The sequence below is a fragment of the Hungatella sp. SB206 genome (assembly GCF_051132295.1).
GTDB classification, from domain to species: Bacteria; Bacillota; Clostridia; order Lachnospirales; family Lachnospiraceae; genus Hungatella; species Hungatella effluvii.
On the sequence record NZ_CP096603.1, the window covers coordinates 4,739,340 to 4,766,238 of the forward strand.

25 protein-coding genes and 1 tRNA gene are annotated in these 26,899 nt (G+C 51.1%); 4 read left to right on the plus strand and 22 right to left on the minus strand.

Annotated features, from left to right (window positions below; translation table 11 throughout):
* Positions 1-18: 18 nt before the first annotated feature.
* The 12 genes from rpoD to M1L66_RS21065 form a co-directional block, all read right to left on the minus strand.
* Positions 19-1,164 carry an RNA polymerase sigma factor RpoD gene (rpoD, locus tag M1L66_RS21010; protein WP_002603379.1) on the minus strand — a complete coding sequence of 382 codons (1,146 nt, stop codon included), beginning with the start codon at positions 1,162-1,164 and terminating at the stop codon, positions 19-21.
* Positions 1,165-1,270: 106 nt separating this feature from the next.
* On the minus strand, positions 1,271-2,173 hold the full coding sequence (locus tag M1L66_RS21015; RefSeq protein WP_110324376.1) for a diacylglycerol/lipid kinase family protein: 903 nt from the start codon (positions 2,171-2,173) through the stop codon (positions 1,271-1,273).
* A 5-nt stretch (positions 2,174-2,178) separates the two neighbouring features.
* Positions 2,179-3,276, minus strand: coding sequence for an A/G-specific adenine glycosylase (mutY, locus tag M1L66_RS21020; protein ID WP_187019015.1), 1,098 nt, complete (start codon positions 3,274-3,276; stop codon positions 2,179-2,181).
* Positions 3,277-3,278: 2 nt separating this feature from the next.
* The gene (locus tag M1L66_RS21025) at positions 3,279-4,256 is read right to left on the minus strand and encodes a biotin--[acetyl-CoA-carboxylase] ligase (RefSeq protein ID WP_187019012.1); all 978 of its coding nucleotides are present in this window, start codon (positions 4,254-4,256) and stop codon (positions 3,279-3,281) included.
* 5 nt (positions 4,257-4,261) lie between these two features.
* On the minus strand, positions 4,262-4,570 hold the full coding sequence (locus tag M1L66_RS21030; protein ID WP_002603375.1) for a DUF6637 family protein: 309 nt from the start codon (positions 4,568-4,570) through the stop codon (positions 4,262-4,264).
* 3 nt (positions 4,571-4,573) lie between these two features.
* Positions 4,574-5,509, minus strand: a complete 936-nt coding sequence (argF, locus tag M1L66_RS21035) for an ornithine carbamoyltransferase (protein ID WP_187019011.1) — start codon at positions 5,507-5,509, stop codon at positions 4,574-4,576.
* Between the two features lie 163 nt (positions 5,510-5,672).
* Positions 5,673-6,827 carry a patatin-like phospholipase family protein gene (locus tag M1L66_RS21040; RefSeq protein ID WP_187019009.1) on the minus strand — a complete coding sequence of 385 codons (1,155 nt, stop codon included), beginning with the start codon at positions 6,825-6,827 and terminating at the stop codon, positions 5,673-5,675.
* A 133-nt stretch (positions 6,828-6,960) separates the two neighbouring features.
* Entirely contained in the window at positions 6,961-7,899 is a 939-nt protein-coding gene (locus M1L66_RS21045; RefSeq protein ID WP_002603372.1) for an SPFH domain-containing protein, read from the minus strand.
* Between the two features lies 1 nt (position 7,900).
* Positions 7,901-8,341, minus strand: a complete 441-nt coding sequence (locus M1L66_RS21050; RefSeq protein WP_055657192.1) for an NfeD family protein — start codon at positions 8,339-8,341, stop codon at positions 7,901-7,903.
* 142 nt (positions 8,342-8,483) lie between these two features.
* On the minus strand, positions 8,484-9,263 hold the full coding sequence (locus tag M1L66_RS21055) for a TrmH family RNA methyltransferase (protein WP_187019007.1): 780 nt from the start codon (positions 9,261-9,263) through the stop codon (positions 8,484-8,486).
* The gene (locus tag M1L66_RS21060; RefSeq protein ID WP_187019006.1) at positions 9,260-11,173 is read right to left on the minus strand and encodes an NAD(+) synthase; all 1,914 of its coding nucleotides are present in this window, start codon (positions 11,171-11,173) and stop codon (positions 9,260-9,262) included. Before M1L66_RS21060 ends, M1L66_RS21055 begins: the two co-directional genes overlap by 4 nt.
* A gap of 5 nt (positions 11,174-11,178) precedes the next feature.
* On the minus strand, positions 11,179-12,531 hold the full coding sequence (locus tag M1L66_RS21065) for an MATE family efflux transporter (RefSeq protein WP_434688012.1): 1,353 nt from the start codon (positions 12,529-12,531) through the stop codon (positions 11,179-11,181).
* A 179-nt stretch (positions 12,532-12,710) separates the two neighbouring features.
* Here M1L66_RS21065 and M1L66_RS21070 point away from each other — a divergent pair, with 179 nt between their 5' ends.
* Both M1L66_RS21070 and M1L66_RS21075 read left to right on the plus strand, forming a co-directional pair.
* The gene (locus M1L66_RS21070; RefSeq protein WP_070102457.1) at positions 12,711-12,881 is read left to right on the plus strand and encodes a DUF1540 domain-containing protein; all 171 of its coding nucleotides are present in this window, start codon (positions 12,711-12,713) and stop codon (positions 12,879-12,881) included.
* Between the two features lie 594 nt (positions 12,882-13,475).
* On the plus strand, positions 13,476-13,598 hold the full coding sequence (locus M1L66_RS21075) for a hypothetical protein (RefSeq protein ID WP_279288617.1): 123 nt from the start codon (positions 13,476-13,478) through the stop codon (positions 13,596-13,598).
* A 484-nt stretch (positions 13,599-14,082) separates the two neighbouring features.
* Here the strand turns inward: M1L66_RS21075 and M1L66_RS21080 are convergent, their stop codons facing one another.
* The 10 genes from M1L66_RS21080 to M1L66_RS21125 form a co-directional block, all read right to left on the minus strand.
* Positions 14,083-15,276, minus strand: a complete 1,194-nt coding sequence (locus M1L66_RS21080; RefSeq protein ID WP_434688015.1) for an ABC transporter substrate-binding protein — start codon at positions 15,274-15,276, stop codon at positions 14,083-14,085.
* A 20-nt stretch (positions 15,277-15,296) separates the two neighbouring features.
* The gene (locus M1L66_RS21085) at positions 15,297-16,055 is read right to left on the minus strand and encodes a Rossmann-like domain-containing protein (RefSeq protein ID WP_207729044.1); all 759 of its coding nucleotides are present in this window, start codon (positions 16,053-16,055) and stop codon (positions 15,297-15,299) included.
* 3 nt (positions 16,056-16,058) lie between these two features.
* Positions 16,059-16,841, minus strand: a complete 783-nt coding sequence (locus M1L66_RS21090; RefSeq protein ID WP_187019002.1) for an ABC transporter ATP-binding protein — start codon at positions 16,839-16,841, stop codon at positions 16,059-16,061.
* A 13-nt stretch (positions 16,842-16,854) separates the two neighbouring features.
* Positions 16,855-17,868, minus strand: coding sequence for a FecCD family ABC transporter permease (locus M1L66_RS21095; protein ID WP_434688017.1), 1,014 nt, complete (start codon positions 17,866-17,868; stop codon positions 16,855-16,857).
* Positions 17,868-18,509: a nucleoside-triphosphatase gene (locus tag M1L66_RS21100; RefSeq protein WP_434688019.1), complete on the minus strand. Its 642-nt coding sequence runs from the start codon at positions 18,507-18,509 to the stop codon at positions 17,868-17,870. The genes M1L66_RS21095 and M1L66_RS21100 overlap by 1 nt, the downstream gene beginning before the upstream one ends.
* Complete coding sequence (locus M1L66_RS21105) at positions 18,506-19,531, minus strand: XdhC family protein (protein ID WP_434688021.1); 1,026 nt, start codon at positions 19,529-19,531, stop codon at positions 18,506-18,508. Before M1L66_RS21105 ends, M1L66_RS21100 begins: the two co-directional genes overlap by 4 nt.
* A 5-nt stretch (positions 19,532-19,536) precedes the next feature.
* Positions 19,537-20,469 (minus strand): NTP transferase domain-containing protein, encoded by a 933-nt coding sequence (locus M1L66_RS21110; RefSeq protein WP_187018995.1) that lies wholly within the window; start codon positions 20,467-20,469, stop codon positions 19,537-19,539.
* Positions 20,470-20,662: 193 nt separating this feature from the next.
* Complete coding sequence (locus tag M1L66_RS21115) at positions 20,663-21,142, minus strand: GNAT family N-acetyltransferase (RefSeq protein WP_187018993.1); 480 nt, start codon at positions 21,140-21,142, stop codon at positions 20,663-20,665.
* A gap of 129 nt (positions 21,143-21,271) precedes the next feature.
* Positions 21,272-22,621 (minus strand): magnesium transporter, encoded by a 1,350-nt coding sequence (gene mgtE / locus M1L66_RS21120; protein ID WP_002603357.1) that lies wholly within the window; start codon positions 22,619-22,621, stop codon positions 21,272-21,274.
* Positions 22,622-23,522: 901 nt separating this feature from the next.
* The gene (locus M1L66_RS21125; RefSeq protein ID WP_434688025.1) at positions 23,523-26,072 is read right to left on the minus strand and encodes a transglycosylase domain-containing protein; all 2,550 of its coding nucleotides are present in this window, start codon (positions 26,070-26,072) and stop codon (positions 23,523-23,525) included.
* A gap of 160 nt (positions 26,073-26,232) precedes the next feature.
* Between M1L66_RS21125 and M1L66_RS21130 the strand changes: the two genes are divergently transcribed.
* A tRNA-Thr gene (locus M1L66_RS21130) sits at positions 26,233-26,305 on the plus strand.
* A gap of 208 nt (positions 26,306-26,513) precedes the next feature.
* A complete protein-coding gene (locus tag M1L66_RS21135; RefSeq protein WP_155521551.1) occupies positions 26,514-26,657 on the plus strand; it encodes a hypothetical protein in 144 nt (47 codons plus the stop codon).
* The last annotated feature ends 242 nt before the right edge of the window (positions 26,658-26,899 follow it).

Consider the following 26,899-nt stretch of genomic DNA (forward strand, 5'->3'; position numbering starts at 1 on the left):
ACGCCTCCTTTCTGCTTCTTACAAGAAGTCTCTGATTCGTTTGCTCCGCACCGGGTTTCTGAGCTTTCTGAGTGCTTTCGCCTCGATCTGCCGTATGCGTTCACGTGTTACATTAAATTCTTTGCCCACTTCTTCCAGTGTGCGCGGATGTCCATCCTCAAGGCCGAAGCGCAGTACAATAACCTGACGCTCCCTCTCCTTTAAATCACCGAGCAATGCGTCGATATGCTCACGGAGCATTACGGACTCCACGTTTCCTTCCGGAGTCACCACATTGTTGTCGGCGACAAAATCGCCTAAGTTAGAGTCATCCTCTTCACCGATCGGGGTCTCCAAAGAAGCTGGTTCCCTGGCAATCTGCATGATCTCCATTACCTTGTCCTCAGACATGTCGAGCGCGTCTGCGAGCTCAGTGACGGAGGGCTCATAGCCCAGTTCCAGCGTCAGCTTTCTCTGCATTTTTGACATTTTATTGATGGTTTCGACCATATGCACCGGAACACGGATTGTCCTTGCCTGATCGGCAAGCGCCCTTGTTACGGACTGGCGAATCCACCACGTAGCATATGTACTTAACTTATAACCTTTTGTATAATCGAACTTCTCAACGCCCTTAATAAGACCTAAATTCCCTTCCTGAACAAGGTCTAAAAAGCTCATACCGCGGCCGGTATACCGTTTTGCGATGCTGACAACCAGTCTTAAATTCGCTTCAATCAAGCGCTCCTTCGCATCTTCATCGCCATCGGCTTTTCTCTTTGCAAGACGCAGTTCCTCGTCCGCGCTTAAAAGCGGAACGGTACCGATCTCTTTTAAATACATGCGGACAGGATCCTCTGTACCTATTCCCTCCAGCAAGTCAATGGCATCGAGGTCGATATCCTCCTCGTCCGCCCCTTTAATAAAGCTGTCATCCAGATCATCGTCGAGCAGCAGAGCATCATCTGACAGGAGCACATCATCAGCCAGTATCGAGTCGTCAATTACCGGGATCACGTCAACGCCGCGATTCTCCAGGTACGAATAGATCTGATCCATCTGCTCCGGGGTCAGTGATTCCCCCATAAAGAAGTTGTTAATCTCCGTTACGTCCAAAGCATTATGCTTTGATTTTCCCAGTTCCACGAGCTTCCCCAGCTTCTCTAAAAAATTATCTTTTTCCACTTAATAACGTCCTTTCGCTAAGAAGTATACATAAAAGTCCACACAACTTTTCATTATATACTACCGGATTACATATTTCAACATTTTTCTGCGCTAAATTGCAGATTTATTGTTTTTTGGAAGGATTTCTCATAATCCGGATCTGTTTTTGCAGATTTATGATCTGAGTCTCCATGCGTGTACCTCCGAATTCCCCATCCAGAACCCAGTCCACCGGTTCTTCCGGAATCACCGTGAGTGCCTTCGTTCTGAACTTATGAACGTACTCGTTAGGCTCTTCCTTCAAGAACATATAGTTGACAATGTTGCTTAGATCCAGAGGTGTTCTCGGCGTCCTGATTAAGAGCACCTCGAATTCTCCGTCATTTAAAGCCACATTCTGCGTGACCAGGCCCTTGAAGCCTCCCACGCTGATGGTATTCGTCACCATTCCAAAGATAAATTCCCCTTCCAGCGTAATCTCCTCGCTCTCCACACGCAGGCGGTAGGACTTGATGGAAGTCAGGCTCTTTACACTCTCCAGCATATAAGCCTGATGGCCCAGCATATTCTTCTTATCCTGGGGCGTTAAGTAGGACACTTCCGTAAATGCACCAAAGGCCGCGATATAAACGAAATTCCTGTCCCCGCAGAAGCTTCCGATATCGACAGGATACGCTTCCCCCTCCACCGCCAAATGCGCCGCGGCAATCATGTTCTTCGGGATTTTTAAGCTGGAGGCAAAATCGTTGGTGGAACCGGCGGGAATATATCCAAGATCCGGAATCCGGTCCAGCAGCATCATACCGCTTATGGTCTCGTTCAAGGTCCCGTCGCCGCCGCTGCAGACGATTAAGTCAGCGTCATTGCCTCTTGCCGCGGCAACCTCCATGGCATCCTTAGGCCGCTGGGTCACATGAACAGAAACTTCATACCCGGCTTTTGTGAAGATATCCAGAATATCCATCAACCGGTTTCTTATCTGAGCCTTCCCGGAACGTGGATTAAAGATAAACAGCATTTTTCTCATTATTCTCACCTTATCATCATAGTATACGCCTTAAATGCACTTGGCAGTGAATATGTCTCCCTGATCTCTTCCGGCGTCACCCAGAGGTAGTCTCCGGCCGGTTTTTCCTGCAGTTCCACGGCAAATCCCCTCATACGCCACTCCACATGGCTGAAGATATGCTTCGCCTCCGGAAGCCGGCGGACCGCTGCCAGCGGGACACGGTACATCTGCGCAAGTGTCTCATCTTCCAGCCATCCTTCCACGCCCGGAAGCTCATAGAGGGAGGCCAGAAGGCCGCTGCTATCCCGTTTGCGGATCGCCGTGCGCCCCTCCCACTCCAGAATAAGGATGGTCTTCTCCTCGATCTTTCTGGACTTTTTCGGTGTTTTTACAGGAATCTCCTTTGTGAGACCGTCACGCCTCGCCACGCACACAGAGGCCATGGGACATTCTCCGCAAAGCGGCTCCCCGTTGGGAACACAGACGATGGCCCCAATCTCAATGAGCGCCTGATTATAGCTTCCGGCCCCCTCCTTGGGCATGACGCCGAGAAGCAGCTCCTCCATCTGTTTTTTGACCGACTGCTTCAAAATGTCTTCCCTGCTCCCCGTCACACGGGATATCACCCGTAAAACGTTGCCATCCACGGCGGGAACGGGAATTCCATAAGCAATGGAGGCGATAGCACCTGCCGTATAGGATCCAATCCCCGGAAGTGTCTTAAGATCTTCCCAGGAAGCCGGAATAACTCCTCCGTACTGCTCCATAACGACACCCGCCGCTTTTTTTAAATTTCTGGCCCGGTTGTAATAGCCGAGCCCTTCCCACAGCTTAAAGAGCCTGTCCTCTGGCACTGCCGCCAGCGCCGCCGTATCGGGAAGCGCCGCCATAAACCGCTCAAAATACGGCTTCACAGCCTCTACTCTCGTCTGCTGCAGCATAATCTCAGAAATCCATACGCGGTATGGCTCAGGATTTTCCCGCCACGGAAGAACTCTCGCATGGTTCTTGTACCAGGAAAGCAGCGGCTTCTCCATGGCCTTCAACCGCTCTTCCTTCGAAAACTCGTCCTTCTTCGGCTCCAGCGTCTGCAGTTGATCGTAAAAAGAATAATTATTCATACTTATACATATCCATAAATTCCCCGGACAGATACCTCTCCGGAGACCACACGGACCACCTTTCCATCGGCCTTCTCAACGATCAGCTCGCCTTTCTCATCAATGCCCAACGCTTTGCCCGTATAGGCGCCCGCGGGATCCAGGACCTTCACTTCCCTGCCGAGATTTGCCATATGTTCATTATATACATCCATGAGGCCGGCTAAACTGCCGCATGACTTAAACTTTTCATAGTATCCCTCGTATGCCTTCATCACAGCGGCAATCAGCCTGCTGCGCCGCACTGGGCCTCCGGTCATGATACTTAAGGAGGTGGCTGACTCCCCCACTTCCTCCGGGAACTCGGTCATATTGGCATTGATGCCGATTCCGGTGACCACGTAGTGGATTCCTTCCAGCTCGGCGCTCATCTCTGTCAAAATACCGCAGAGCTTCTTTCCTTCCGCCACGATATCATTGGGCCATTTGATGACCGTTTCAAGCCCAGTCGTCTCCTTAATGCCGTCATAGACTGCGAGAGCCGCCACCAGCGTCAGCATGGAGGCAGATGACGGAAGGATGTCCGGCCTTAAGATCAGGCTCATGAAAATGCCCGTCCCGGAAGGAGATACCCACATCCGGCCCCGCCGGCCCCGCCCTGCGTTCTGAAAGTCCGTGACCACCAGGGTCCCGTCCGGAGCGCCTTCCTCCGCCAGCTTTCTGGCGCGAATATTGGTGGAATCAGTCTCCTCATAGTATACGATCTTCTTGATAAAACCGCCTTCCATGCTGCTCATAAGCTCGGCTTCCGTGATCACATCATCGCTGCTTAAGAGACGGTACCCCTTATTGCGTACCGCCTCGATCTGAAATCCTTCTTCCTTCAGCTGGCCGATGGCCTTCCACACGGCCGTCCGTGACACGCCGAACCGGTCGCACAGCTCCTGTCCGGATACGAATCCGGCCTCTTCTTTTATAGCTTTCAAAATCTCTGTCTTCACCGCTCTCACCCCCACCAGATGCTGACCGCACTGATGACAGCGAGGGCAAGCAGCACAATTCCAAACAGGAGAACCAGAATCCCCGAGGCCTTTTTCTTCTTTTCGCGGCCGCTCATACGGATCTTAAAGACCGCATTCATGATATTGAGCGATGCCGCCAGGAGGAAAATGACCGGAAACAGCAGCATATGGTCCTCCGGGTTCAAAAATGAGATGACCGCCAGCGCGACGATCAGGATTCCTATGATAATATGGGCCGCATCCAGCATCATGGACAAGTTTCTCGGGTTTCTGCTTCGTTCCTGTATATACATGTTCTATTCTCCTAACGTCGCCACCATCACAGCCTTGATGGTGTGCATTCTGTTCTCTGCTTCGTCAAAGACCACGGAGGCCTCTGATTCAAACACATCTTCCGTCACCTCGTTGCCCTTTACGGCCGGAAGACAGTGCATGAAGATGGTAGTATCCTTTTCCGTCTTCTCCATCAGCGCAGCATTCACCTGGTAAGGCTTTAGAAGCGCCACACGCTCGGCCGCCTTATCCTCCTCGCCCATGGAACACCATACGTCGGTATAGATCGTATCCGCGCCCTTTACGTCCTCCACGTTCTCGGTCAGAGTGACGGTGCTTCCGCTTTCCTTCGCATAGCCCTGACACAGCGTGACCAGCTCGTCCTTCGGCCATAAACACTTCGGAGCCAGAATCGTGAAGTTGACGCCCATCTTGCTCATACCGATCATCAGACTGTTGGCCATATTATTGCGTCCATCGCCTGCATAGACAAAGCTCAGCCCTTTTAAGTAACCAAAATGTTCCTTCATGGTAAGTAAGTCCGCCAGAATCTGGGTCGGGTGGTAATCGTCCGTCAGACCGTTCCACACCGGCACACCGGCGTATTTTGCCAGATCTTCCACTGTTTTATGTTTAAATCCACGGAATTCGATTCCATCAAAGATTCTGCCCAGCACGCGGGCCGTGTCCTCGACACTCTCCTTGTGTCCCAGCTGAATGTCATCCTTGCCTAAATATTCGGGATGAGCCCCTTCATCCACCGCGGCCACGACGAAAGAACACCTGGTACGCGTGGATGGTTTTTCAAATATAAGGGCGATATTCTTCCCTTTCAGAGAACTTCCGGTCTCGCCTTTTTTCTTCTTAGCCTTTAAATCCGCGGCAAGATCCAGCAGATATCCGATTTCCTCCGGTGTATAGTCCTTTAATGTAATAAAACTTCTACCTTTTAAATTCATAATGCTTCCTCCACTTCTCTTTTTGTATTTTTATACGCTATTATAGTATATCATGCATAAACATGCAATCTTTTTTTCTGTCATTCCAGAATAAACTTGTAATTTTATAAGTTTATCCTGCAGCCATTCGACATTTGGCGCGCCTTTTCTTCCTATTACATTACTATAATGGAATCCGGCTGTCAAGAGAGTGCAGCTTCATCATTATTTTTCCGATCAGGCGGTCCACCGTATAAATCTGAAAACGGTTGATCTTCAGCCGCTTTGCCAAATCCTCCAGAATCGCGATATATAAATCCCTGTAGTTCCAGTCGTCTTTCAGTTTAAACTCCACAGCCATCCTTGGAAACAGGGTCTCCGTAAACCTCCGGTAACCATTCAGGCTCTCCCGTGTCTCCTGATCCAGATCTTCTTCGACATAAATCTTTAAAAGTTCCAGTTCCGACATCATCTTATCAAAGTAGTACGGCTCGGAACCTGGTGCATCAATATAATATATACGCCCGGCAAGTCCATATAAGAACCTTTTCGCGTCATAATACCCCAAAGTCATGTTTTTTCTGCTCTGTTTCTTGTCGAATTCCAGAATTCCGCCCAAATCCTGGCGGGGAGCGATGTGATACACGTTGGCTCCATCCGGAATCTTTGTCACCTTTTCGCTATCAAAGCCCCAGCCGTAGATACGGATCACAATGATATCCTCGTAGCCCTTATCCAGCAGAACGCCCAGGGGAACGTTGTTGAAGCCGCCGCCGTCCCGGTACCGCTTACCGCCCAGCTTTTCGTTCTTAAACGCCAGAAAATAGGCGCTGGCCAGCAGCATATCCTTCACCGATCCCTCTTCACCGCTCTTGACATCCACTGCCAGCTCCTTGTGCTCCGACACGGAATACGTCACGGCGAAGAGTTCCCGATCCGACTCCCTGATGCGTGATTCATCTCCCACCACCTCGGCAATCAGATTCTTTAAGGGCGTCACATCGAAGCCGCCATCCTTGATGAACTGGAACCCGCTGTTTAGAATCTCCTGCATGTTAAGCGCCTTGAAATCCTTCTTTTTCAGGGCCTTTATGGTCTCGTCACTGACATCCATCACCCGGGAATATTCGATGTTCTTCCAGATATCTTCCGCTTTCTCCAAATCGTCCATGCAGATCAGCGCACCGTTCAGTGAACCGACCGAGGCTCCTGCGATGCCCTTAATTCGGACGCCCGCCTCCCGAAGCGCCTTCCACGCCCCAATCTGGTAGGCTCCCTTGGCGCCCCCGCCCTCTAAAACGATACCGTATTCCTTTGTCAAATCCAGTTTGAGTACCATACACGCCTCCTGCCTGCAATCGCCAGATCAAATGCCGCGCCGGAGCGCGGCTGCTTCACTTATTTGAATGAGAAAAACGCAGCACGAGAGCTTATGCCCCCTGCTGCGAATTCTCTAATTACCTTTCACATTCCTATTTAGGATCCTTTGGGATCTCAGTGATGGAGGATACAAGACCCGCCAGCCCCTGAATCTCGGATGGAATAATAATCTTTGTTGCTTTGCCGTCGGCTACTGCCTTAAGAGCCTCTAAGCTCTTGATCGTCAGAACCGCCTGATCGGCTCCCGCTTCCCTGATCATGCGGATACCGTCTGCATTCGCCTGCTGAACCTTTAAGATAGCCTCAGCCTGGCCTTCTGCCTCGCGGATTCTCTTTTCCTTCTCAGCCTCTGCATGAAGGATCGCCGCCTGCTTCTCAGCCTCCGCATCGAGAATCGCGGATTCCTTCTTACCTTCTGCAACCAGAATGGTGGATTTCTTCTCACCTTCCGCACGAAGGATGGACTCACGGCGCTCACGCTCTGCCTTCATCTGCTTCTCCATGGCATCCTGAATCGCTGCCGGAGGCATAATATTCTTAAGCTCTACACGGTTGACCTTGATGCCCCATGGGTCGGTGGCAATGTCGAGGGATTCTCTCATCTTCGCGTTGATCGTCTCTCTGGAGGTCAGTGTCTGGTCGAGTTCCAGATCACCGATGATGTTACGGAGAGTGGTCGCCGTTAAATTCTCGATCGCCATCAGCGGATTCTCAACCCCGTATGCATAAAGCTTCGGGTCTGTAATCTGGAAGAAGACAACCGTATCGATTCTCATGGTAACGTTATCCTTTGTGATAACCGGCTGCGGCGGGAAATCCGCCACCTGCTCTTTTAAGTTCACGCGTTTGGCCACGCGGTCGAGAATCGGCATCTTGATATGAACACCGACTGACCAGGTTCCCAGATAGGCTCCCAGACGTTCTACAACCAGCGCCTGCGCCTGCGGTACAATCTTAATACATGATGCCAGTATTGCCAGAATGATTATTAATACTATAATGACTGCAAAAAAACCTATTGCTCCATTCATACTACGCTTCCTCCTGAGTCTCGCTTACAATTAGTTTTACGCCTCTGATGTCTTTTACTTCCACGAGTGTGCCGGCCGGATAAATCTTTCCGTCGTCCTCGGCTCTCGCCGTCCATTCCTGTCCGTTCAATACCGCCGCACCGGTTCCTTCGGTGTTATTCACCTCGGTGGTAACCTTCGCGTGCTTACCAATCAGACTTTCCGAGTTGGTTTTCACGGTGTTATGATTCACGTACTTCAAGGCAAACGGCCTCGTAAAGAACAACAGTATAAATGATACGATTACAAATGCAGCAAGCTGAACCTGTACGCTGACACCCAAAAGTGCCAGTACAAATGCAACGAGTGCGCCCCCTGCGAACCAAATGGTCGTCAGAGCCATGGTTGCGGCTTCAATCCCAAGTAATACTACAAAGGCTATGAGCCAGTAGATAGCTGCCATCTTATCAATCCCCTTCCTGAGCCAGTAATAGGCAAAGCTGCCAGGCATATCTTTCATTTGCACTAATCATACTATATTTTCAGACATTTCTCAACATTTACCGTCTAAAAATGCCTTACAATTTTCTGACGGGCCGCATTTTCTAATTTCTTCGCTGCCTTGCCGCCTCAAACATGAGCACGGAGGCCGCTACTGCCGCGTTTAGGGATTCCACTTTTCCCATCATGGGAATCTTAACATACGTGTCTGCCATAGCCGCTGTCTCGTCGCTTAAACCGCCCGCTTCATTGCCAATTAAAAACCCTGTATCAACAGTATAATCTTCTTTCTCATAATTATTCCTGCCTGATAAATGGGCCGCGTAAAGGCGGACACCGCGTTTTTTTATTTTGGCCAGCGTCTCCGGTAAACCGGCGGTATAGACAAAGGGCACACGGCACACGGACCCCATGGTGGAACGGATCACTTTGGGATTATAGATGTCGGCTGTGGTGTCGTTCATGACCACTCCGGTAATGCCCGCTCCCTCTCCAGCGCGCAGGATGGTCCCTAAATTCCCCGGATCCTGAATGGTGTCGAGAATCATGAGGAGCGCCGGACCCGGCCGGTCTAAAATATCATCAATCGTGTATGCATACTGTTTTACCAGGGCCAGGACACCCTGAGGCGTGGCCGTATCAGACATGGTCTTAAACACATCGTCCGCCACCTCCTCATAATTCATAGAACCAATCACCTTCCGGCCTTCTGGATTCTTTAAGAAGCTTTCCGACACGAACAGGTTTTCGATCCGATCCCTGGGAATCTCTTTGAACATACGGAGGCCTTCCGCCACAAACAGTCTGGACTCTTTCCTCGCCTTCGCCTTCTTCGTCAGATTCATGACCTGTTTTACTTTTCCGTTGGCGCTGCTGGTAATCATGACAGTCCCTCCAGTTCTTCCAGCCACAGTCGGCTGCTGGCATCGCTGGGCATACGTAAGTCTCCCCGCGGCGAAACCGCGACGGAGCCCACCTTCGGGCCATCCGGCAGGCAGGAACGTTTAAACTGCTGGCTGAAGAATCTCCGGTAAAATACTTTCAGCCACTTTAAGATCGTTTCGCCGCCATACTCTCCGCCAAAGGCCGCCTTCGCCAGACGGTACACCTTGGCCGGACGGTAACCGTACCGCAGAATCTGATACAGGAAGAAATCGTGAAGCTCATAGGGTCCCACCAGATCTTCCGTCTTCTGGGCGATCTCGCCCTCCCTCGGCGGCAGAAGCTCCGGGCTAACCGGTGTATCCAGCACGTCTAAAAGGACCGTTTTTAATTCTTCTTCCCCACACGTATCGGCATAATAGCGCACCAGATGGCGCACCAGCGTCTTCGGAACCGACGCGTTGACCCCGTACATGGACATGTGGTCGCCGTTGTAGGTGGCCCATCCGAGCGCCAGCTCCGACATATCGCCGGTGCCGACCACCATGCCGTTTAACCGGTTCGCCAGATCCATGAGAATCTGGGTCCGCTCCCGGGCCTGAGCATTTTCATAGGTTACATTATGGTTGTCGATGTCATGACCGATGTCACGAAAATGAATTGTAACCGCTTCCTTTATGTCGATCTCAGTCAGCTCGGCTCCCAGCTTCTTCGTCATCAGGCAGGCGTTCTGATACGTTCTGTCTGTGGTTCCGAAGCACGGCATGGTCACGGCATGAATCTGATTTCTCGGAATCTTCAGCATGTCAAAGGCGTGCACCGTCACCAGCAGAGCCAGCGTGGAATCGAGGCCGCCGGAAATGCCGAGAACCGCATGGCTGCATCCGGTATGGGAGAGGCGCTTCTTTAAGCCCATGGCCTGAATGGACAAAATCTCCTCGCAGCGTCTGTTTCTCTGCCCTTCATCCGTCGGAACAAACGGCATCGGATCGATGGGGCGTTCCAGGTCATACTCCTCTTCCGTTATATGAAATCCAACGGTAAAATATGCGCTGTCGTCGCGAACCGGATACGTGGAAAGGCGTCTTCTCTCATTGTTCAGACGTTCCAGATCCAGATCCGCAAAAATCGTATCGTTTGCAAACCGTTTCGACTCCGCCAGGCATGTTCCGTTTTCAGTAATTAAATTCTGTCCTCCGAACACCAGGTCCTGGGTGGACTCGCCGTCTCCCGCATTGGCATAGACATAGCCGCAGACGAGGCTGGCGGAATGGCCGGTGATCAGGCTTCTGCGGTAGATATCCTTTCCTGTGGTCTCGTCGCTGGCTGAACAGTTGACGATCACGGTCGCTCCGGCCGCCGTATGGCGAATCGAAGGCGGACACGGAACCCAGGCGTCCTCGCAGATTTCCGCGGCTACGATCAATCCCGGCATCTCCTCACAGGCAAACAGTATATTCGTCCCCATGGGGAAACGCTGTCCCTCCCAGCTTACCATCACCGGAATCTCATTGCCCGGCTCGAAATAACGGCGCTCGTAGAATTCTGCATAATTAGGAAGATTCGTCTTCGGCACCACGCCCAGGATTCTGCCGTTCTGAACCGCCACGGCTGCATTATAGAGCTTCCCGCCCCTCTCCCACGGCATTCCGATAAACGCCAGTAAGTCGGAGCCTTCCGTCTCCTTTAAAATCTCTCTCAGCTCTCTTCTCGCTCCGGACAGCAACGCGTCCTGGCCGAATAAATCCCCGCATGTATATGCGGTAAGCGACAGCTCCGGAAATACCATGAGCTTCGCCCTTCTCTCTATCCCCGCCCTGATAAGAGCGCAGATTTCTGTCCTGTTAAACTGAGGATCAGCCACTTTTACATCCGGAGTCGCAGCTGCCACCCGGATAAATCCGTGTTTCATATCGTCTATTCTCCTTTCGGAATCCATTTAGCCTTTGCGCTGTAGACGCAGTCCATCAGCATCGTCGTCATCCAGGTGATTGGATAGCACCACATGACAGCCTCAAAACTCGGAAAAAATGGAACCAGTAAATTAATATATATCATGCGCAGGATACACATGTTTCCAACGCCGATCAACATGGAAACCATGGTTCTTCCGCTTCCCCGGATACTTCCCATCAGGATCTGGTGAATCGCAATGGACCAGTAAAACGGAAGCAGGATGGCCATGGTAGTATGCCCGAAGGCGATAACCGCCTCATCCGGCGAGAAGATGCGGAGAATCTTGTCCGCATTTAAATAAAGGATGACCGAGATAAAGGCCGTATAAATCAGGCTGATGGCAATTCCCTGAAACATTCCATCCTTGACACGTTTTGCCTTTTTAGCGCCTATATTCTGGCCTGTGAAGGTGGTCGAAGCCATACAGAAGCTCTGAAGCGGCAGCATGGCGAAGCCATCCACCTTGCTGTAGGCGCCGTAGCCCGCCATGGCGGCCGCTCCGAAGCCATTGATGTTCGCCTGGACGATAACATTGGACAGGGATATGATGCTCTGCTGAATTCCGCTCGGTATGCCCAGCTTTAAGATCCGCTTCATCATGCGCCGGTCGATCCTGATCTGGGTAGGGACCAGACGGTAGCTGTCCTCCGTTTTCATCAGCGTCCGCACCGTAAGCACGGAAGAAACTGCCTGCGCTATCACGGTGGCATAACCGACACCGGCCGTCCCCATATGGAATACCACCACAAAAACCATGTCCAGAATAATGTTTACCACAGAAGACACACACAGATAATAGAGAGGCCGCCTGGAGTCTCCCACCGCCCTCAGCACTCCAGCGCCCATGTTGTATACCAGATTGAACAGGGAACCGCAGAAGAAGATGCGCAGGTAGGCGACAGAATTAGGCATAACCTCTTCGGGCGTGCCCATCCATTTCAGGATCAGAGGGGACAGAAGCACGCCCAGCACGATCAGCAGCGTGCCTCCGATTAGACTCAGCGCCATGCATGTATGCACCGCCCAGTGAAGCTTCTGATCGTCCTTCGCCCCGTAATACTGGGAGATAATCACTCCCGCGCCGGTGGCGATTCCCATAAACATGCCGATGATCAGATTGATCAGGGAGTTGCTGGAACCAACCGCAGCCAGTGCCTCGCTGCCGATGAAGTTTCCAACCACGATGGAATCCACAGTATTATACAGCTGCTGAAAAAGATTGCCTACCAGAAGCGGCATGGAAAACGCCAAAAGCTGCTTCCAGATTACGCCTTCCGTCATGATCACCTGTTTTGTCTTCTGTTTCTGTCCCACCCCTACGACCTCCCTAAAGCCTTTCTGTCAAATTTTTTTCAATGAAAATAGTATACACCCAAACATACAATCTAACAAGTCCCAGAGCGTGTTTAAAAACTGCGCTGACATTCATCCGTATATTTTCTTCATTTCTGCAGATAATATTACCGATAAAATGATGAAGGAGGTATTGAATTATGTTAGTAAACGGAAAGAACGAATGTATCCATTGTACAATCAATAACTGCACTTACCATGCCAAGAACGAGGATTACTGTACTCTTGAAGCGATCAAGGTAGGTACTCACGAGTCCAATCCGACCATGAAGGAATGTACAGACTGCGAGTCTTTTGTAAACAAGGCTTAAATATCTGCGCATAAATGAAGAAAATACGCGAAGCCATTTCCCGGCTTCGCGTATTTTTTTAGAATTGGGGTTTTGTGTGGGAGGTACGCGGACTTTTGCGTGAGGTATCAAGGAAACGGAAACGGGGGGACAGGGAGGGAACCGCTCAGGGATTCCGAGGGGGGGGGACTAAGGGAAAACAGCCCCCTCCGCAGGGGGCCCGGGCAATTCGACCGAACGCCTGATGCGTTCGCTCTCAGTGCCCGCGAAATCGCGTCCTGAAAACGCGATTTCGCCCCTGCTCCGGGGACTGTTTTCCCTAAGTCCCACCGACCTCTGCATCATTCGCTATTCCCTCCCTGTCACCCCCGCTTCCGTTTCCGGCTAGGCTGCGAAAAAGTCCGCTGGGTACTGGCTACACAAGGGAAGAAAGATATAGCTGGCTCTGCTCTATGGAACTGGCTGTAAAAGCAGGCGGTAAGAGGCCGTCAGCGCCCCCGGTTCTGTCTGGCAACAGACCGAATTAAACACTGACTGCAATTCGTTTGATCCCTGAAATTTCACAAAACATCAGAGGCCAACACAGTTTATACATACAGAAGGAAACATTATGATATGCGAGATCATGTATATGTCTTGGCTCTGGCAGGGACTGGGGAATCAATCCTGTTTACAATGACACTCCTGTCCATCAGTAAGAACCTGTGGTTTCTCGCAAAAGATGAGGATAATGTATAACGATAAAAGAAAAATTTAAACAGGCGGCCGACAAAACCTGCAAAAAATATTACGAAACGCCGCCTTAAGATAAAACCGTTGTTTATTGACTAAGATATAATCCCAGATACTTTCCACCTGTTTTTATGGCCGGTTCAATGATGTCTTTCCACCCCTTATGGAGCCAGGACACAGCGGACTTTTTCACAGCCTGGCCGGAAAAGGGAGAGCGGGCGGCAGGGAGGGAAAGGTGAATGATGCAGAGGTCGGTGGGACTTAGGGTGAACAGCCGCCGGAGCAGGGGCAAAATCGCGTTTTCAGGACGCGATTTTGCGGGCACTGAGAGCGAACGCATCAGGCGTTCGGTCGAATTGCCCGGGACCCCTGCTGAGGGGGCTGTTCGCCCTTAGTCCCACCCCCTCGGAATCCCTGAACCTTTCCCTCCCTGCCGCCTGCTCTCCCTTTTCCTCAATCCCTATGCAAAAGTCCGCGTACCCGCGCACCCTCATCCCCTAACCGCATTCTTCAGTATTGCCTCCAATTTTTCGTCCGTCACATCGATATGATAGAAAAGCTGGTAGAAACTCTTCACTTCTTCCTGAATATCCGACATATAGATCTCCGGATATACGAGACTGCCAAGCCACTCGATGCCGATCATACGGTTTACAGAGGGCGGGCTGCTCATAAAGCTGTATGGAGCAGTCGGTATTTTAAAGATTTTCCCGTTTTTCACAGCATCCAGCTCCTGCCACATGGGATCCGCGGTAAGCGTATCATAGAGCTTCCGGGAATCCACGATGATCAAATCCGGGTTCCAGAGCAGTACCTGTTCGAAGGAGACTTCGCTTCCGCCTCCACTGGATACCGCTTCCACATCGGCCGCATTGACCGCTCCGATCCGATCGATCACGTCGGCGTGGATGGAGCCTTTGGCATTGGTATGAAGGCCGTCTTCACCAAGTCCAAAATATACGCTCTTTCTGTCTGCGTCAGCAATGGCCGCCGCATTCTGATCTGCCTTCCCGATCTCTGCCCGGCAGTAATCCGCCAGTTTCCCGGCCTGCTCCTTCTCGCCGGTGATATCTCCCAGCATCTCGTAGGCGTCTGCCATAGTGGGAAGCGTCGCTTCTACAAAGATAACCGGAATATTCAACTGCTCCTGAAGAGCATCCATGTCCTCTTTCACCGTCTTCTTCGCCTCTCCTATGTCAATGATGACTTCCGGCGCTTCTGCAATCAGAGCTTCCATGTTAAGACTTGCGTTCTTTCCGTAGAACTGTCCGAATTTTGGCAGTCCCCAGTACTTTTCATCGATATACTGCTTCGCCTCATTGGAGAAATCAGCCGCCAGACCTGCCAGCTTATCCGGGCTCACCGTGTAGAGTACGATCTGGGCCAGGGGACCGGAGGGCGCGATCTTCGTGATTTCCGAAGGGATCTCCACCTCTCTCCCGGCTGAGTCCGTGATAATTCTCGTTCCTTCCGCCTGCGCAACCTTGACTCCGGCCGCAGAATCTGCCTTATCCGTCTCCCGTGAAGCCGCCGCTGTCGTGTCCGCTGTCGCCGCGGCAGTGGTCTCCACCGCAGTCTGCTGTGTCTCTCCGGCATTTCCGGATCCTTTGGCACAGCCGCCAAGTCCCATCATCATGACTGCAGCGAGTGACAGGCCCAGCCATATGTTTTTTCTTTTCTTCATGATATTGCCTCCCTTATTTGTTAATTCTGATATCCTGCTCTCACGGGTATACCGGAGCGCACTACCGCCCGGTGGCTGCCGTGGCGGATGTAGCGTTCTGTCTTTGCCATATCCGTAATCAGCGTTCCGGCCAGCTCCTTCACGCCAAATTCAAACAGCGCCGGCGCCATCGGGACGCTGGGTCCCACCAGAATCACCCTGGCATTGCCGGACAGTTCCAAAAGTCTTGGAAGCGTCTTATTCACCAGAGTGAACCCTGTTATGTAGATGTAATCCATGTCCGGCAAAATGTATTCGCAGGCCGTATCCGGATAGTCTCCCTCCCGCGGTTCCCTCTCCAGAACAAAGAGTCCTCCTGCCTTTTCCAGATAGCGCTCCGCATAATGGAAATGGCCGATAGTCGCCACTTTTTTTCCCGCAAACGCGTCTCCCGGCGCCGCAAACGTATCGCAGCTTTCCAGGATTTTTACGCCCTCATACGCGGCGATTCCATCCATCAGCACAGACTCCCGGTTATAATAGGCGTTGATGGCCGCCGCTCCGATTCCGGCCTCCAGAAAGTTCCAGGAGGAAATCAGGGACGCCGCCTGTCTCCAGGTCATGCCCCGTTCCCATTCCTCTTCCTCCAGGATGCGCGGCCGGCTCTCCAGCCTCTGGTTGGCGGCCGCCCCCGCCGCTCCTCCGGCTCTCACCATGGTACAGCTTGTTCCCACGATTATTTCATCCACCGGAACATCGTCCGGTATCGGCTCTATCAGCCGTTCATACAGTTCCCACATAATTTATTCCCCCTTCACCCGATCGGGCATACACAGCTTTCTCCCCGTGTCTCCCGCATCAAACAAACGAACCGGTATGCCGTACATGGTCTCCAGAAGCGATTCTGTCAGCACCTCCTCCGGCTTTCCAAATGCCTTTATCATCCCGTCTGAAAGCACCGCAGCCTGATCGGCATAGAGAAACGCCTGATCCGGGCTGTGGGTAGACTGTACGATTAAATATCCCTCGCCGGCAAGCCGCTTTAACTCCTCCATGACTCTGGCCTGATTGCCGTAGTCCAGGTTTGCACACGGCTCATCCATAATGAGAATTCCAGCCTGCTGTGCGATCGCCCTGGCTATCAGCACCAACTGCTGTTCCCCTCCGCTTAAATGCGCGTAAGAGCGCTCCGCCATCGCGTCGATCCTCATGGTCTTAAGCGCATCAAATGCCGCCTCCCGCTGTTCCCTGCCAGGGCTCTTTAATCCCTGAAGCGACGATGTGGTTCCCATCATCACCATGTCCAAAACCGAAAAGGCAAACGCCTGATCGTGATTCTGGGGGATATAGGCAATCTTTCTGGCCAGTTCTTTCTCTTTAAGCGTTCGGAGGTTCACCCCATCGGCCATGATTTTCCCGTGGTACCCCTTTAAGAGGCCCAGAATACACCGGAACAGCGTGCTCTTACCGGCACCGTTTTTCCCCAGCATACAGACGAGATTTCCCGTTTCCACGGAAAAATCCACGCCCTTCAGGACGGGAAAGCACCGGTAGCCGAAGGTCAGATTTTCTACGATCAGCCCCATATTCTACCACCTCTCAAAGTTTATTTCCTTCCCTCAGGATCAGCCAGAGGAAAAACGGCGCTCCCACAAATGCGGTGAGAATTCCGATGGGTATCTCGCTGGTCGCCAGAAGCCTGGCGAAGTTATCGACCACCAGTAAAAAGCTTGCGCCCAAAAGCAGAGAGGCTGGAAGCATCTTCCGGTAGTCGCTTCCCACCAGCAACCGGGCAAAGTGAGGTATTACCAGCCCCACCCAGCCGATCAGACCGCTGACCGACACGGCCGCCGATGTAATAAGCGTCGCACAGAGCACCACGGCAAGCCGGACCGCACTGGTATTGACACCGATACAGCGCGCTTCTTCCTCACCCAGTGTCAGCACATTGATCTTCCAGCGCAGCAGGTAAATGGGGATGATCCCGCCGATGATCCACGGCGCCGCAAAGGCTAAATCCTTAGGCCGGATCGAGGCCAGGCTTCCCATGAGCCAGTATGTGATCACCGGCAGCGTATTGTTGGGGTCCGCCACGAGCTTTAAAAATGACACAGCCGCCGTAAACAGGGAGCTGATCATCATTCCGGCCAGCACCAGGCCCAGCGTCTGGTTGTATTTCACGCGGCTGCTGATCAGACAGACCGCCCCAACAGCCGACAGTCCCAGAACAAACGCCAGAAACGATACTCCCTGGTAGGAGAATGAGAGGAACAGCCCCAGGGCGGCTCCAAATCCGGCGCCTGACGACGCTCCCAGCACATCCGGCGAGACCATGGGATTCTTAAATATTCCCTGATAGGCTGCTCCCGCCGCCGCCAGTCCTGCACCGATCAGCGCCGCCATTAACACCCGGGGAAGGCGGACGTTGAAAAGAACCGTCTCTACCTGCGAAGGCCAGTCCGGTGTAACTGGAATGACTCTCGATGCCAGCACCCGAATCAGCGTCCATGGTTCAATCGGATATCTTCCCAGCATGAAGGAACCGAAAAAGCAGACTGCAAACAGAACCACCATTGCGGTGAGCCGCACTCGCACCCGATGTTTATCTGCCATCACTTTTCACTCCCTTTCTCTGTTGTTCCGGAAAGCCGCAGGTCTATGATCCGCCTGATTTCCATTTTCTCCGCTTCGCCTCCGTCAAAGGCCAGAATCCGGCAGCCGAAGCGCTGCTCCATCTGTGCTTCCAGCCACTCCCTGTCGGGAGCTGCATTGGCTGGAAGCGGAATTCTCGTACCCAAAGAGGCCAGATTTCCCGAATGCTTCAGAACTCCGACACAGAAGGCCGGACTCCCGAGCAGCCGTTCCAGCCGCTCCATGAACGGCTTTACCTTCAGTTCCACGCCGCCGATCTCATCGATATAGCAGAAACGGTACTGTTCCGGATATTCCAGCAGGCGGTTCAGTATCTCCGCTCCCAGCGTCTCAAACACTTCCGGATATTTTCTCCATCCCTCCGGTGTCCGCTCAATGAAAATGCCCTTTATGCCAGGCTCATAGGTCCTCGTCACAGAAGGTATTACTTCCATGTTCTCCACCGGCAGGAGGCGAAACCCCGCAGTCTCACCGTCTCCGTCTGTCAGGCGCTGGGTCAAAAATCCCCCCGCGCCCTTCCAGTAAGGCTCCAGGCAGGACAGGAGACACGTCGTCTTCCCGGCCCCGGACCGTCCCTTTAAAAAGAGATGGCGCTCTGTCATTTCGTCCGGCCCTCTCTCCTGGCTCTGACCATAATCAGTTCGCCCGCCACACTGATGGCGATTTCCGCGGGAGTCTCCGCCAGAATCGCCAGTCCGATCGGGCTGTAGAACCGCTCGATATCCTGGTCGGTGAAGCCCTCCGCCTTCAGTTTTCCGGCAAGTGTCATCAGTTTCTGGCGGCTTCCCATCACTCCGATATAGTGAGCCGGCGTCTTAAGAACCTGTTTCTGAACGTCGTAGTCACACTGATGGCCTCTCGTCATGATCACAACGTAATCCTGCTCACGGATTGTCACCTTATCAAAGACACTTGTAAAATCACCGACTATGGTATTCACCGCATCCGGAAATAGTCTGCTGTTGGCAAATTCAGGGCGGTCATCATAAACCACACATTTGAATCCCACATGGGCAATCACCGGAACCAGCTCCTGCGCCACATGGCCGCCGCCGAACACGTATACCGTACCGGCTCTCTGAAGCGGCTCGCTGTAATACTTTCTGCCGCTTACGGAGGTCTGCACCGCCTTTGCCTGAGTCAGCGGTTCTATATCGCCCTCCACGGTGATTCCGGCAAATCCACGGCTTTCCGAATAGAGCCCCACGGCCCAGGCCGTCTCGTCCGTAATATCAGTAATAATCCAGCTGTCCTCATCCCGCTCACACGCCTGGATGCCTTCCTCACAGATGGCAAGAAAATCCTGGTTGTCCGGGCTTACATACTGGAAATAGACCACTACGTCTCCGCCGCAGATCATTCCTAAATCCGCCACCTGGCCTTTTACCAGTTTAAAGCCCTTGCTGAAGGAGCTTTTACTCTCCAGCACATCGAGAGCCATGCGTTCCGCCTGATATTCTACCGCGCCGCCGCCAATGGTTCCCATGGTTGTCCCGTCTTTTCTGACGATCATCCTGGCTCCCGCGCCCCTCGGCGTGGAACCAGAACCGGCGATCACCGTCACCAGTACCAGGTTGTCTCCCTGCTCCAGAATCTGCTTCATCTCTTCGAATAACTGTTTCATCCCCATTACCTCTCATCTCCAAAATATTTTTCAAACAATCGTGAAGCATGGCTGTTCATCTCCTGCTCCATCTGCAAAAAACGGTTTAAAAAGTCCTTCGTCTTCGGAGTCAGCTGTGAAAAGCCGCCCTCCGCTCCGCCCGACTGGGTGATTAATAGCGGATAGCCAAGCTCCCGCTCCGCGGTCTTCATGATTTTCCAGCCCTTACTGTAGGACATGTGCATCTGTTTGCACGCCGTCTGCATGGACCCGGTATGATCGATCAGCGACAGAAACTGGGCGATTCCCGGTCCAAAAAAGACTTCGTCGCATTCCAGATAGAGTGACATACGGCTGTGAAGCGGCAGCTTGCCATGATTTCCGCTCATGGCCATGGCACAGTCTTCATCCGTCTCCACGGCCTGAATGATCCCTCTGTCATCCACCGGAATCTCCTCCAGCACCGCATCCGCTTCCGGCTCCCGCAAAAAACTGCGCAGCCCGTACTCTCCCTGGTAGTTCAGGATCTTCGGGATCCAGTCCGCTGCTATCATCACCGGATGGCCTCTTCTGCCCTCATATACGGGACAGCACAGTGTCGCTTCACTTTCCATAATCTTTTCGATGGTCTCCGACAGCAGCAGCGGAACCTTTGTCGGCATGACCAGCACCCGGTCACACAGGTCCTCGATGTAGTTTAATCCCATGCAGATACTGTCGAACAGCTGAGTCGTCGCATACTCTCCATTCCTTAAGCATACCACGCGCATCTTGGAAATATGCTTCTCCAGTTCCTCTCCCCTGTCTCCCGTAATCACCACCACCGGCTCCACGCCGGCTCTCTGAAGCGTTATGATAATCCGCTTCACCGCAGTCGTGTCCCCGACCGGAAGCATGGGCTGGAAGCTGGTAGTCGAGCTTTTATGGCCCGCAGCAAGTATAACTGCTCCTGTGGTCATTGATTTCCTCCTCTCTAGCGTTATTTTTACAAAAACATTACGATAGGTAAAGTGTAGCATATTATACGGGGAATGTAAAGGGAATACATGGAAATAAGGGGAGATGAGTACGCCCCAGTGATGGAGGAGAGGCTCCATAAGTAAAAAGCAAGAGATAAATAGAACGGGATTCGAACTAGAAGCGGGATTCTGATTAAAATATCAGTTCATAATCTATATAGTCACCTGCAAATGGCGTATCTTTATTTTCTCTTACTGATGTTTTCTTAAATCCTACACTTTCATAATTTTTTTGAGCGGGTATTAGTATACCATTCGTTGTTACAACAGCTTTTTGGGTCCCGCTCTTTTTAATTCTTGCAATTGCTTCCCGCAATTGCTCTTTCCCATAACCGCAGCCTTTATATTCACTTAAAATGCAGTTATGACCTATGATCACATAGTCCGGATTATTCCTCGGATCCCATGAAATGTGACCGATTGCTTTCCCATTCAAGACAGTTATGAACCCGCATTTGTCTGCAATATTTAAATTAGAATAAAAAAAGCAGTCATACTCTTTCCACATTTCTTCCCAATATTTTTTAAAACTATCATGGAAAGAATATGCACTGCTTAGTTGGCTGTATAATGTTCCTTTTGGAAAATCACTGATTTTCTTATACTCTATCATAAATAATACTCCCTTTCACACAAACCTCTAGCGGCGGCCAGTACCCAGCCCCATAACTTCCGGGTGGTTTGGTTCCCCCGCCCCACCTCTCCCCAAAACACCCAGAAGACATGGGGCGTACCTCCTATTCTATAAGCCCAGCAGCGAACACGCCAGCTGGAAATAAATAATCAAACTCACCGCATCCACAATCGTCGTTATCAGCGGAGCCGCCATGATGGCCGGATCCATATGGAACACTTTTGCCGCAATCGGGAGCACGCATCCGATGGTTTTGGCAATAACAACGGTTACCATCAGGCTCAGAACTACGGTCAGGCACAGCATTTCTTTGCCCGGATAAAGAATTACGAGGCGGACGTAATTGACGAAACCCAGAATGGCTCCGACGATAATTCCCACACGCAGCTCTTTCCAGAGCACTTTAAATAAGTCGCCCGGCTCAATCTCACCTACTGCCATACCACGGATAATCATGGTGCTGCTCTGGCTTCCTGCGTTACCGCCGGTGTCGGTCAGCATGGGAATAAAGGTTACCAGAAGCGGGATCACCGCGAAAGCGGCCTCGTACTTTGCCAGGATTCCGCCGGTTATCATACTGCTGATCATCAGAATCAACAGCCAGGCAATCCTGTTTTTGGCCAGCTGGAAGACACCTGTCTTTAAATACGGCTTTTCACTGGGAAGCATGGCCGCCATCTTTTCGAAGTCCTCGGTTGCCTCCTGTTCCATGACATCGACCACGTCATCCACCGTCACAATACCGACGAGGCGTTCTTCATGATCTACCACCGGAAGGCTCAAAAGGTCGTATTTCTGGAAACTATCCGCCACTTCTTCCTGATCTTCGGTGGTAAAAGCCTTAATAACATGGGTATCCATGATATTTCCGATTATTTCCTCGTAGGGATTCATCAGTAAGTCCTTTACCGTGACAACACCTTCCAGCCTCCGTTTCGCATCCATGACATAGCAGGTGTAAATAGTCTCTTTATCCACCCCGTTTTTCCGGATATAGGCAAACGCCTGCTCCACGGTCATGGACTGCTTAAGCCCTACATACTCTGCCGTCATGATGCTGCCGGCGCTGTTTTCCGGATAGTTTAAAAACTGGTTGATCAGTTTTCTCGTGTCGGGCCTGGCATTTTTAAGCACACGTTTTACCACATTGGCCGGAAGCTCCTCCAGCATATCAACCGCATCGTCCACGAACAGATCATCCACAATGGTCCCCAGTTCATAGTCCGTAATGCTGTTGATAATATGCTCCTGCTTATCCACCTCCAGACACGCAAATACGTCCGAGGCTAACTCCTTGGGCAGCATCCGGAAGACTACCACCGTCTTCTCTGAATCCAGTTCTTCGATAAAGGTGGCGATATCCACCTCGTTCATCTCTGTCAATATGTCTTTTAATTTACGAAACTGACGGGTAAACAGCAGATCCATCAGTTCTTCCATGTTAAAATTCTCCTGCATTTTTCTTCTCCTTCCATACGAACCTTATTTTTCAAGTGTGGTTTACCGTGGAAGCAGCACGCAAAAATAGCCATCCCTGAGGGACATACCCCCAGGAAATGGCTATCATAAGCGCAAAAGACTATTCTTTAACGGCAGTGAAGACAGAGCAGTTCCGAAGTCATCGACTCTGCCCACACTACCACTCGCTTATGATAATTGTCTGCTTCCATCTTCTGACTTCGACCTTCCACTCTGGTTCACTTCCCTTCATCATTTATTTTAACTCATTTCTTGTTTCAATCCACTCTCGATAATTTCACAGAGTGCGACTACATCTTATAGATGCGCAGCTTGTTTTTGGCGTTTCATCCTTTCACCTATAGAGGCGGGGGAATTCTCGCTTGTTTTATAAAATCCTCATCTAGCATAACAGCTATCCGAATAAAAAGCAACCCTAAAATACAACCTACTGTTTGGAGAACGCAGACCAGAATTCTTCCATATATCTGGATGCAGTTGAAGAATCCAATTCCAGCTTCTCGATCAGTTTCTTAATTCTTAAGTCCGAGCGGACAGAGAACGCCTGATGAAATTGGCAGAAAGGAATACGGGAAGAAACCGGATACCGGTGGCGATAGCTTCTTATAAAGGCTGTCATCCGTTTTTGACAGCAGTATAACACAGGATTATTTATCCGGGCAAGCGCTTTTTTTCCTGTGGCGGAGAGACTAGTACTATTCCCCTGTCCTGTCCTGTCCCGTGCGCTGTCACGATGGCAATCTGCCCGCAGCGCTCTGCGCTTCGGCTGTTCAATCTGTTTACAGAGGAAACCGGTGTGTAAGTGAAGAAAATTAAAAAACTACGTTAAAAAGAAAAGTTATTCACAATTCCTTTTTAACGTAGCGATTGTTTTCCTTCCTTACTGACCGCCCGGTCCGACTGCTTCGAATCCGCCTGGCGCCGCACCCGGCTGTACTCCAGGGGCCTGGCCGGAGGTGACCTCCTCCGTGCTGGAGGGCGCCTCGCCAGGTCTCGCCTCATGGGTGATTCCCGGCCCAATCTCCTGGGACGGCGGTACGCTCTGTTCCTCATACGGAAGTGCTTCCGCCCTGCCTGCCGCCTCATCGAACTGCTGCTTCAAAGCATCATACTGCTCCGTTCCGGCCAGCAGGTCCAGCATCGACTGTCCCTGGCTGATCATCTCCTGTGTCGCCTCATCCCGGTAAGTCAGGCCATTTAATTCACCAATCAGCGCCGTAAGCCCTGCGGCCGCCTGTTCCTGGCCCTGTGCCGCGGCGTCTCTGGATGCCTGCTCGGCGGCAGCCCTGGAGTTTTCTTCCTTCATCTTCTGTTCCTCATCCCACTTCTTGGAGTTGGACCTCGCATTCTGCTCTGCTACAGAAGAAAACAGATCCTGTTTCCCGGTCTCCTGGCTGGTTTTCTCGCCTCTGGAGTCCACATTATAGTAGGCCACCGTTGACGGCATAACCCAGTCCTCAGCCGGAAGGCCCTCATTGCACTGCTTCATAAAATCATACCAGATCTTACCGGCATACGTCTTGCCGTAGACTCCCGGCATGGCTTTCGGTGTATCGTAACCGACCCAGACAGCGGTGGTATAGTACCTGGTATAGCCACAGAACCAGGTGTCCTTACTGCTGTTGGTCGTTCCCGTCTTCCCCGCTGCCGGTATTGAGAGTCCCAAACCGTATCCGGTACCGTATGGCTGGTTTAAAGTACCTTTTAAGACATCAGTGACCATATATGCCGTGTCCTCAGTGAAAATACATTCCTCCGGCTGGTTTTCCTGATAGAGGTCGCCCTCGTACTGACTGTCAATGCCGGTGATACACGTATTGTTGCTGTACATGCCGCCATTAGCCAGAACGGAATACCCCCTTGCCATGTCCACGACACGGGCGCCTTCGGTAAATCCGCCGATACTCATGCTGGTATTCCAGTTATCCAGATAGCTGAGTCCCACAAAATGCATCTTATCGAGATAGCTCGTTCCGTAATCCACACCGATATCCGCCAGCACCTGCCAGGCGACCGTGTTTAAGCTCCGGTTAAGAGCCTCCCTTACGGAGACTTCACCGTAATATTTATTACCGCTGTTCTTCGGCCCCTTGTCAAATAAATGGTCGTTTACGATTCTCGACGGGTAGTAATACCCGGTTTCAAAAGCAGGCGCGTAGTCAATCAGCGGCTTGATCGTCGATCCGGGCTGACGTCTGCTTAAAAATCCTCTGTTATACTCATCATCGGTTCCTCGTCCGCCGGAAATCGCCACCACGTAGCCGGTCCGGTTATCGATGCAGACAGCAGCTCCCTGAAGCGCGTATTTCCCATTGTCCGAGACGTCGGTGAACTTCGCCAGCGTCTCATCGATACCTGCCTGAAGCTGCGTCTGAAGCGTACTGTCCAGGCTTGTATGAATCTCAAACCCGCCGTTGCGGATCAAATCGCTCTTCTCCTGGTATGCTTCCTGATAGCGCTCCTTATAATCGTTGTAAGCGGTCTCATCGGCAAAGGTGTATTCGAACTCGAAGCCGTCGTTCTTCATCAGTTCCTGGGCCGCACAGTGGACCGCATAGCTGGACTGGTAAGTCTCCTTCGTCCCTTCCTCGGTTACCTTGGCTACTGTAAGCGGCTGTGCCTTCGCTTCCTCGCACTCTGCCTCCGTGAGCATGCCGTTTTTCTGCATGTTGTCAATAATTTTATTTCTCTTTTCCAGGGCTGCCTCCGGGTGGGCCACTGGATTATAGCGTGACGGATTGTTGCTGATTCCTGCAAGGGTGGCCGCTTCCCAGACGGTTAAATCCTTTGCCTCTTTGTTAAAATAATAGAGGCTGGCCTTGGCCACTCCGTAACAGCGGTTTGCATAGAAATTAGTATTGCAGTAAAATTCCAGGATATCGGCTTTGGAATACTTTTCCTCCATCTGAGGCGCCGCAAATATCTCCGTAATCTTTCTGATAAATGATTTTTCCTGCGTTAAATACGTATTCTTAATGACCTGCTGTGTGATAGTGCTGCCGCCCTGGGTAATCTCTCCCTTATTCTTAACCAATGCCACACCCGCTCTCGCAAGGCCGATAAAATCCACACCGTGATGCTTATAAAAACGCTTGTCCTCCTGGGCAATATACGCATTCTGCAGATTCTCGCTGATTTCTGTAATCGGTACATACTCATAATGTCCTGTGTTGATAATTCCGATCACCTGTCCCGCTGAATCGTAGATCCTTGTATCCGATGGCTGCGAAAAATCTTCTCTCTTTGATTGTGCCACAATCTGATCCGCCCGTTCTTTACAGGCCGAAATCTCATCCCCGAACTTCAGATATACGATGCCGCCGGCTCCCAGCCCCAGAATCATCAGAATTAAAAAAATTGAGAATATCACTTTAATGGGCTTAAAAAATATGGCCCATGCACTTTTTCTTTTTCTGCGTTTCTTCTTCATGAAATACCTCCTGTCGCCACGTGGAAACAGTATACCACGGAAAAAAGCTTCCGTCAAAGATTCTCGATTTGGATAAAAAATTTTATAATTTTTCTGTTGACAAATATAATTTCTCATGCTACTATATATGAGGTTCGCTTGACGAGCTAAAACACAAAATGCTGATGTGGCACAGGTGGTAGCGCACCTCATTGGTAGTGAGGAGGTCACGGGTCCGAGTCCCGTCATCAGCTGGTTAAAACCCTTGATTATTCAAGGGTTTTTTTCTATTTATCTTTACTTCCCATCTGCCGGAAATGGCACTGCACTCCCCTATTGAAAGGTAAAGTTAATAAGCGTTTCTTTTGGCAGTCAGTAAATTAAGACTGCCTTTTTTCTCCAACAGCTCCACCCTATTATATATTTAACTTAGGGTGGGGCGTACTTTAAGGAGGATTTTATATGCATAAGATTAACAATGATGTGAAAAGAGATCAGAAGGTATTAAACCTTATAGAAATGCTGTGCCGCCTGGCCAGCCTTGAGGGATATACTATTACGAAGCTTTCACTTAAAGAGAATGTAACCGGCAGCACAATAAAATAAAACAAGCTAAGATATGATGGATATAATAATATAATAAAAAATAAGGTATAATAAAAGCAGGACAATCCGTAAAGACCATCACCTGCAATACCACAGTAACCCGATACAATATCATGCGCTCCATCTCTCTCGCCATTTATCGCTCTCCCCATTACTCACTATAATTTCCGAGAGATTGATTCTGCATTGCAGCATACCATTCAATAAATGCATACCGGTTCTTGCATACGCACTCAAAATTA

Excerpts from the sequence above, each read along its gene's own strand:
- mgtE (WP_002603357.1), bottom strand. The coding sequence starts at position 22,621 with ATGCAGGAGAATTTTAACATGGAAGAACTGATGGATCTGCTGTTTACC.
- M1L66_RS21060 (WP_187019006.1), bottom strand. The coding sequence starts at position 11,173 with ATGAAACACGGATTTATCCGGGTGGCAGCTGCGACTCCGGATGTAAAA.
- M1L66_RS21135 (WP_155521551.1), top strand. The coding sequence starts at position 26,514 with ATGCATAAGATTAACAATGATGTGAAAAGAGATCAGAAGGTATTAAAC.
- M1L66_RS21040 (WP_187019009.1), bottom strand. The coding sequence starts at position 6,827 with ATGGTACTCAAACTGGATTTGACAAAGGAATACGGTATCGTTTTAGAG.
- M1L66_RS21050 (WP_055657192.1), bottom strand. The coding sequence starts at position 8,341 with ATGGCAGCTATCTACTGGCTCATAGCCTTTGTAGTATTACTTGGGATT.
- M1L66_RS21080 (WP_434688015.1), bottom strand. The coding sequence starts at position 15,276 with ATGAAGAAAAGAAAAAACATATGGCTGGGCCTGTCACTCGCTGCAGTC.
- M1L66_RS21055 (WP_187019007.1), bottom strand. The coding sequence starts at position 9,263 with ATGATTACCAGCAGCGCCAACGGAAAAGTAAAACAGGTCATGAATCTG.
- M1L66_RS21115 (WP_187018993.1), bottom strand. The coding sequence starts at position 21,142 with ATGATAGAGTATAAGAAAATCAGTGATTTTCCAAAAGGAACATTATAC.
- M1L66_RS21075 (WP_279288617.1), top strand. The coding sequence starts at position 13,476 with ATGCGAGATCATGTATATGTCTTGGCTCTGGCAGGGACTGGGGAATCA.
- mutY (WP_187019015.1), bottom strand. The coding sequence starts at position 3,276 with ATGAATAATTATTCTTTTTACGATCAACTGCAGACGCTGGAGCCGAAG.
- M1L66_RS21085 (WP_207729044.1), bottom strand. The coding sequence starts at position 16,055 with ATGTGGGAACTGTATGAACGGCTGATAGAGCCGATACCGGACGATGTT.
- argF (WP_187019011.1), bottom strand. The coding sequence starts at position 5,509 with ATGAATTTAAAAGGTAGAAGTTTTATTACATTAAAGGACTATACACCG.
- M1L66_RS21045 (WP_002603372.1), bottom strand. The coding sequence starts at position 7,899 with ATGAATGGAGCAATAGGTTTTTTTGCAGTCATTATAGTATTAATAATC.
- M1L66_RS21125 (WP_434688025.1), bottom strand. The coding sequence starts at position 26,072 with ATGAAGAAGAAACGCAGAAAAAGAAAAAGTGCATGGGCCATATTTTTT.
- M1L66_RS21015 (WP_110324376.1), bottom strand. The coding sequence starts at position 2,173 with ATGAGAAAAATGCTGTTTATCTTTAATCCACGTTCCGGGAAGGCTCAG.
- M1L66_RS21100 (WP_434688019.1), bottom strand. The coding sequence starts at position 18,509 with ATGACAGAGCGCCATCTCTTTTTAAAGGGACGGTCCGGGGCCGGGAAG.
- M1L66_RS21105 (WP_434688021.1), bottom strand. The coding sequence starts at position 19,531 with ATGAAACAGTTATTCGAAGAGATGAAGCAGATTCTGGAGCAGGGAGAC.
- M1L66_RS21090 (WP_187019002.1), bottom strand. The coding sequence starts at position 16,841 with ATGGGGCTGATCGTAGAAAATCTGACCTTCGGCTACCGGTGCTTTCCC.
- M1L66_RS21095 (WP_434688017.1), bottom strand. The coding sequence starts at position 17,868 with ATGGCAGATAAACATCGGGTGCGAGTGCGGCTCACCGCAATGGTGGTT.
- M1L66_RS21110 (WP_187018995.1), bottom strand. The coding sequence starts at position 20,469 with ATGACCACAGGAGCAGTTATACTTGCTGCGGGCCATAAAAGCTCGACT.
- M1L66_RS21070 (WP_070102457.1), top strand. The coding sequence starts at position 12,711 with ATGTTAGTAAACGGAAAGAACGAATGTATCCATTGTACAATCAATAAC.
- M1L66_RS21030 (WP_002603375.1), bottom strand. The coding sequence starts at position 4,570 with ATGTATATACAGGAACGAAGCAGAAACCCGAGAAACTTGTCCATGATG.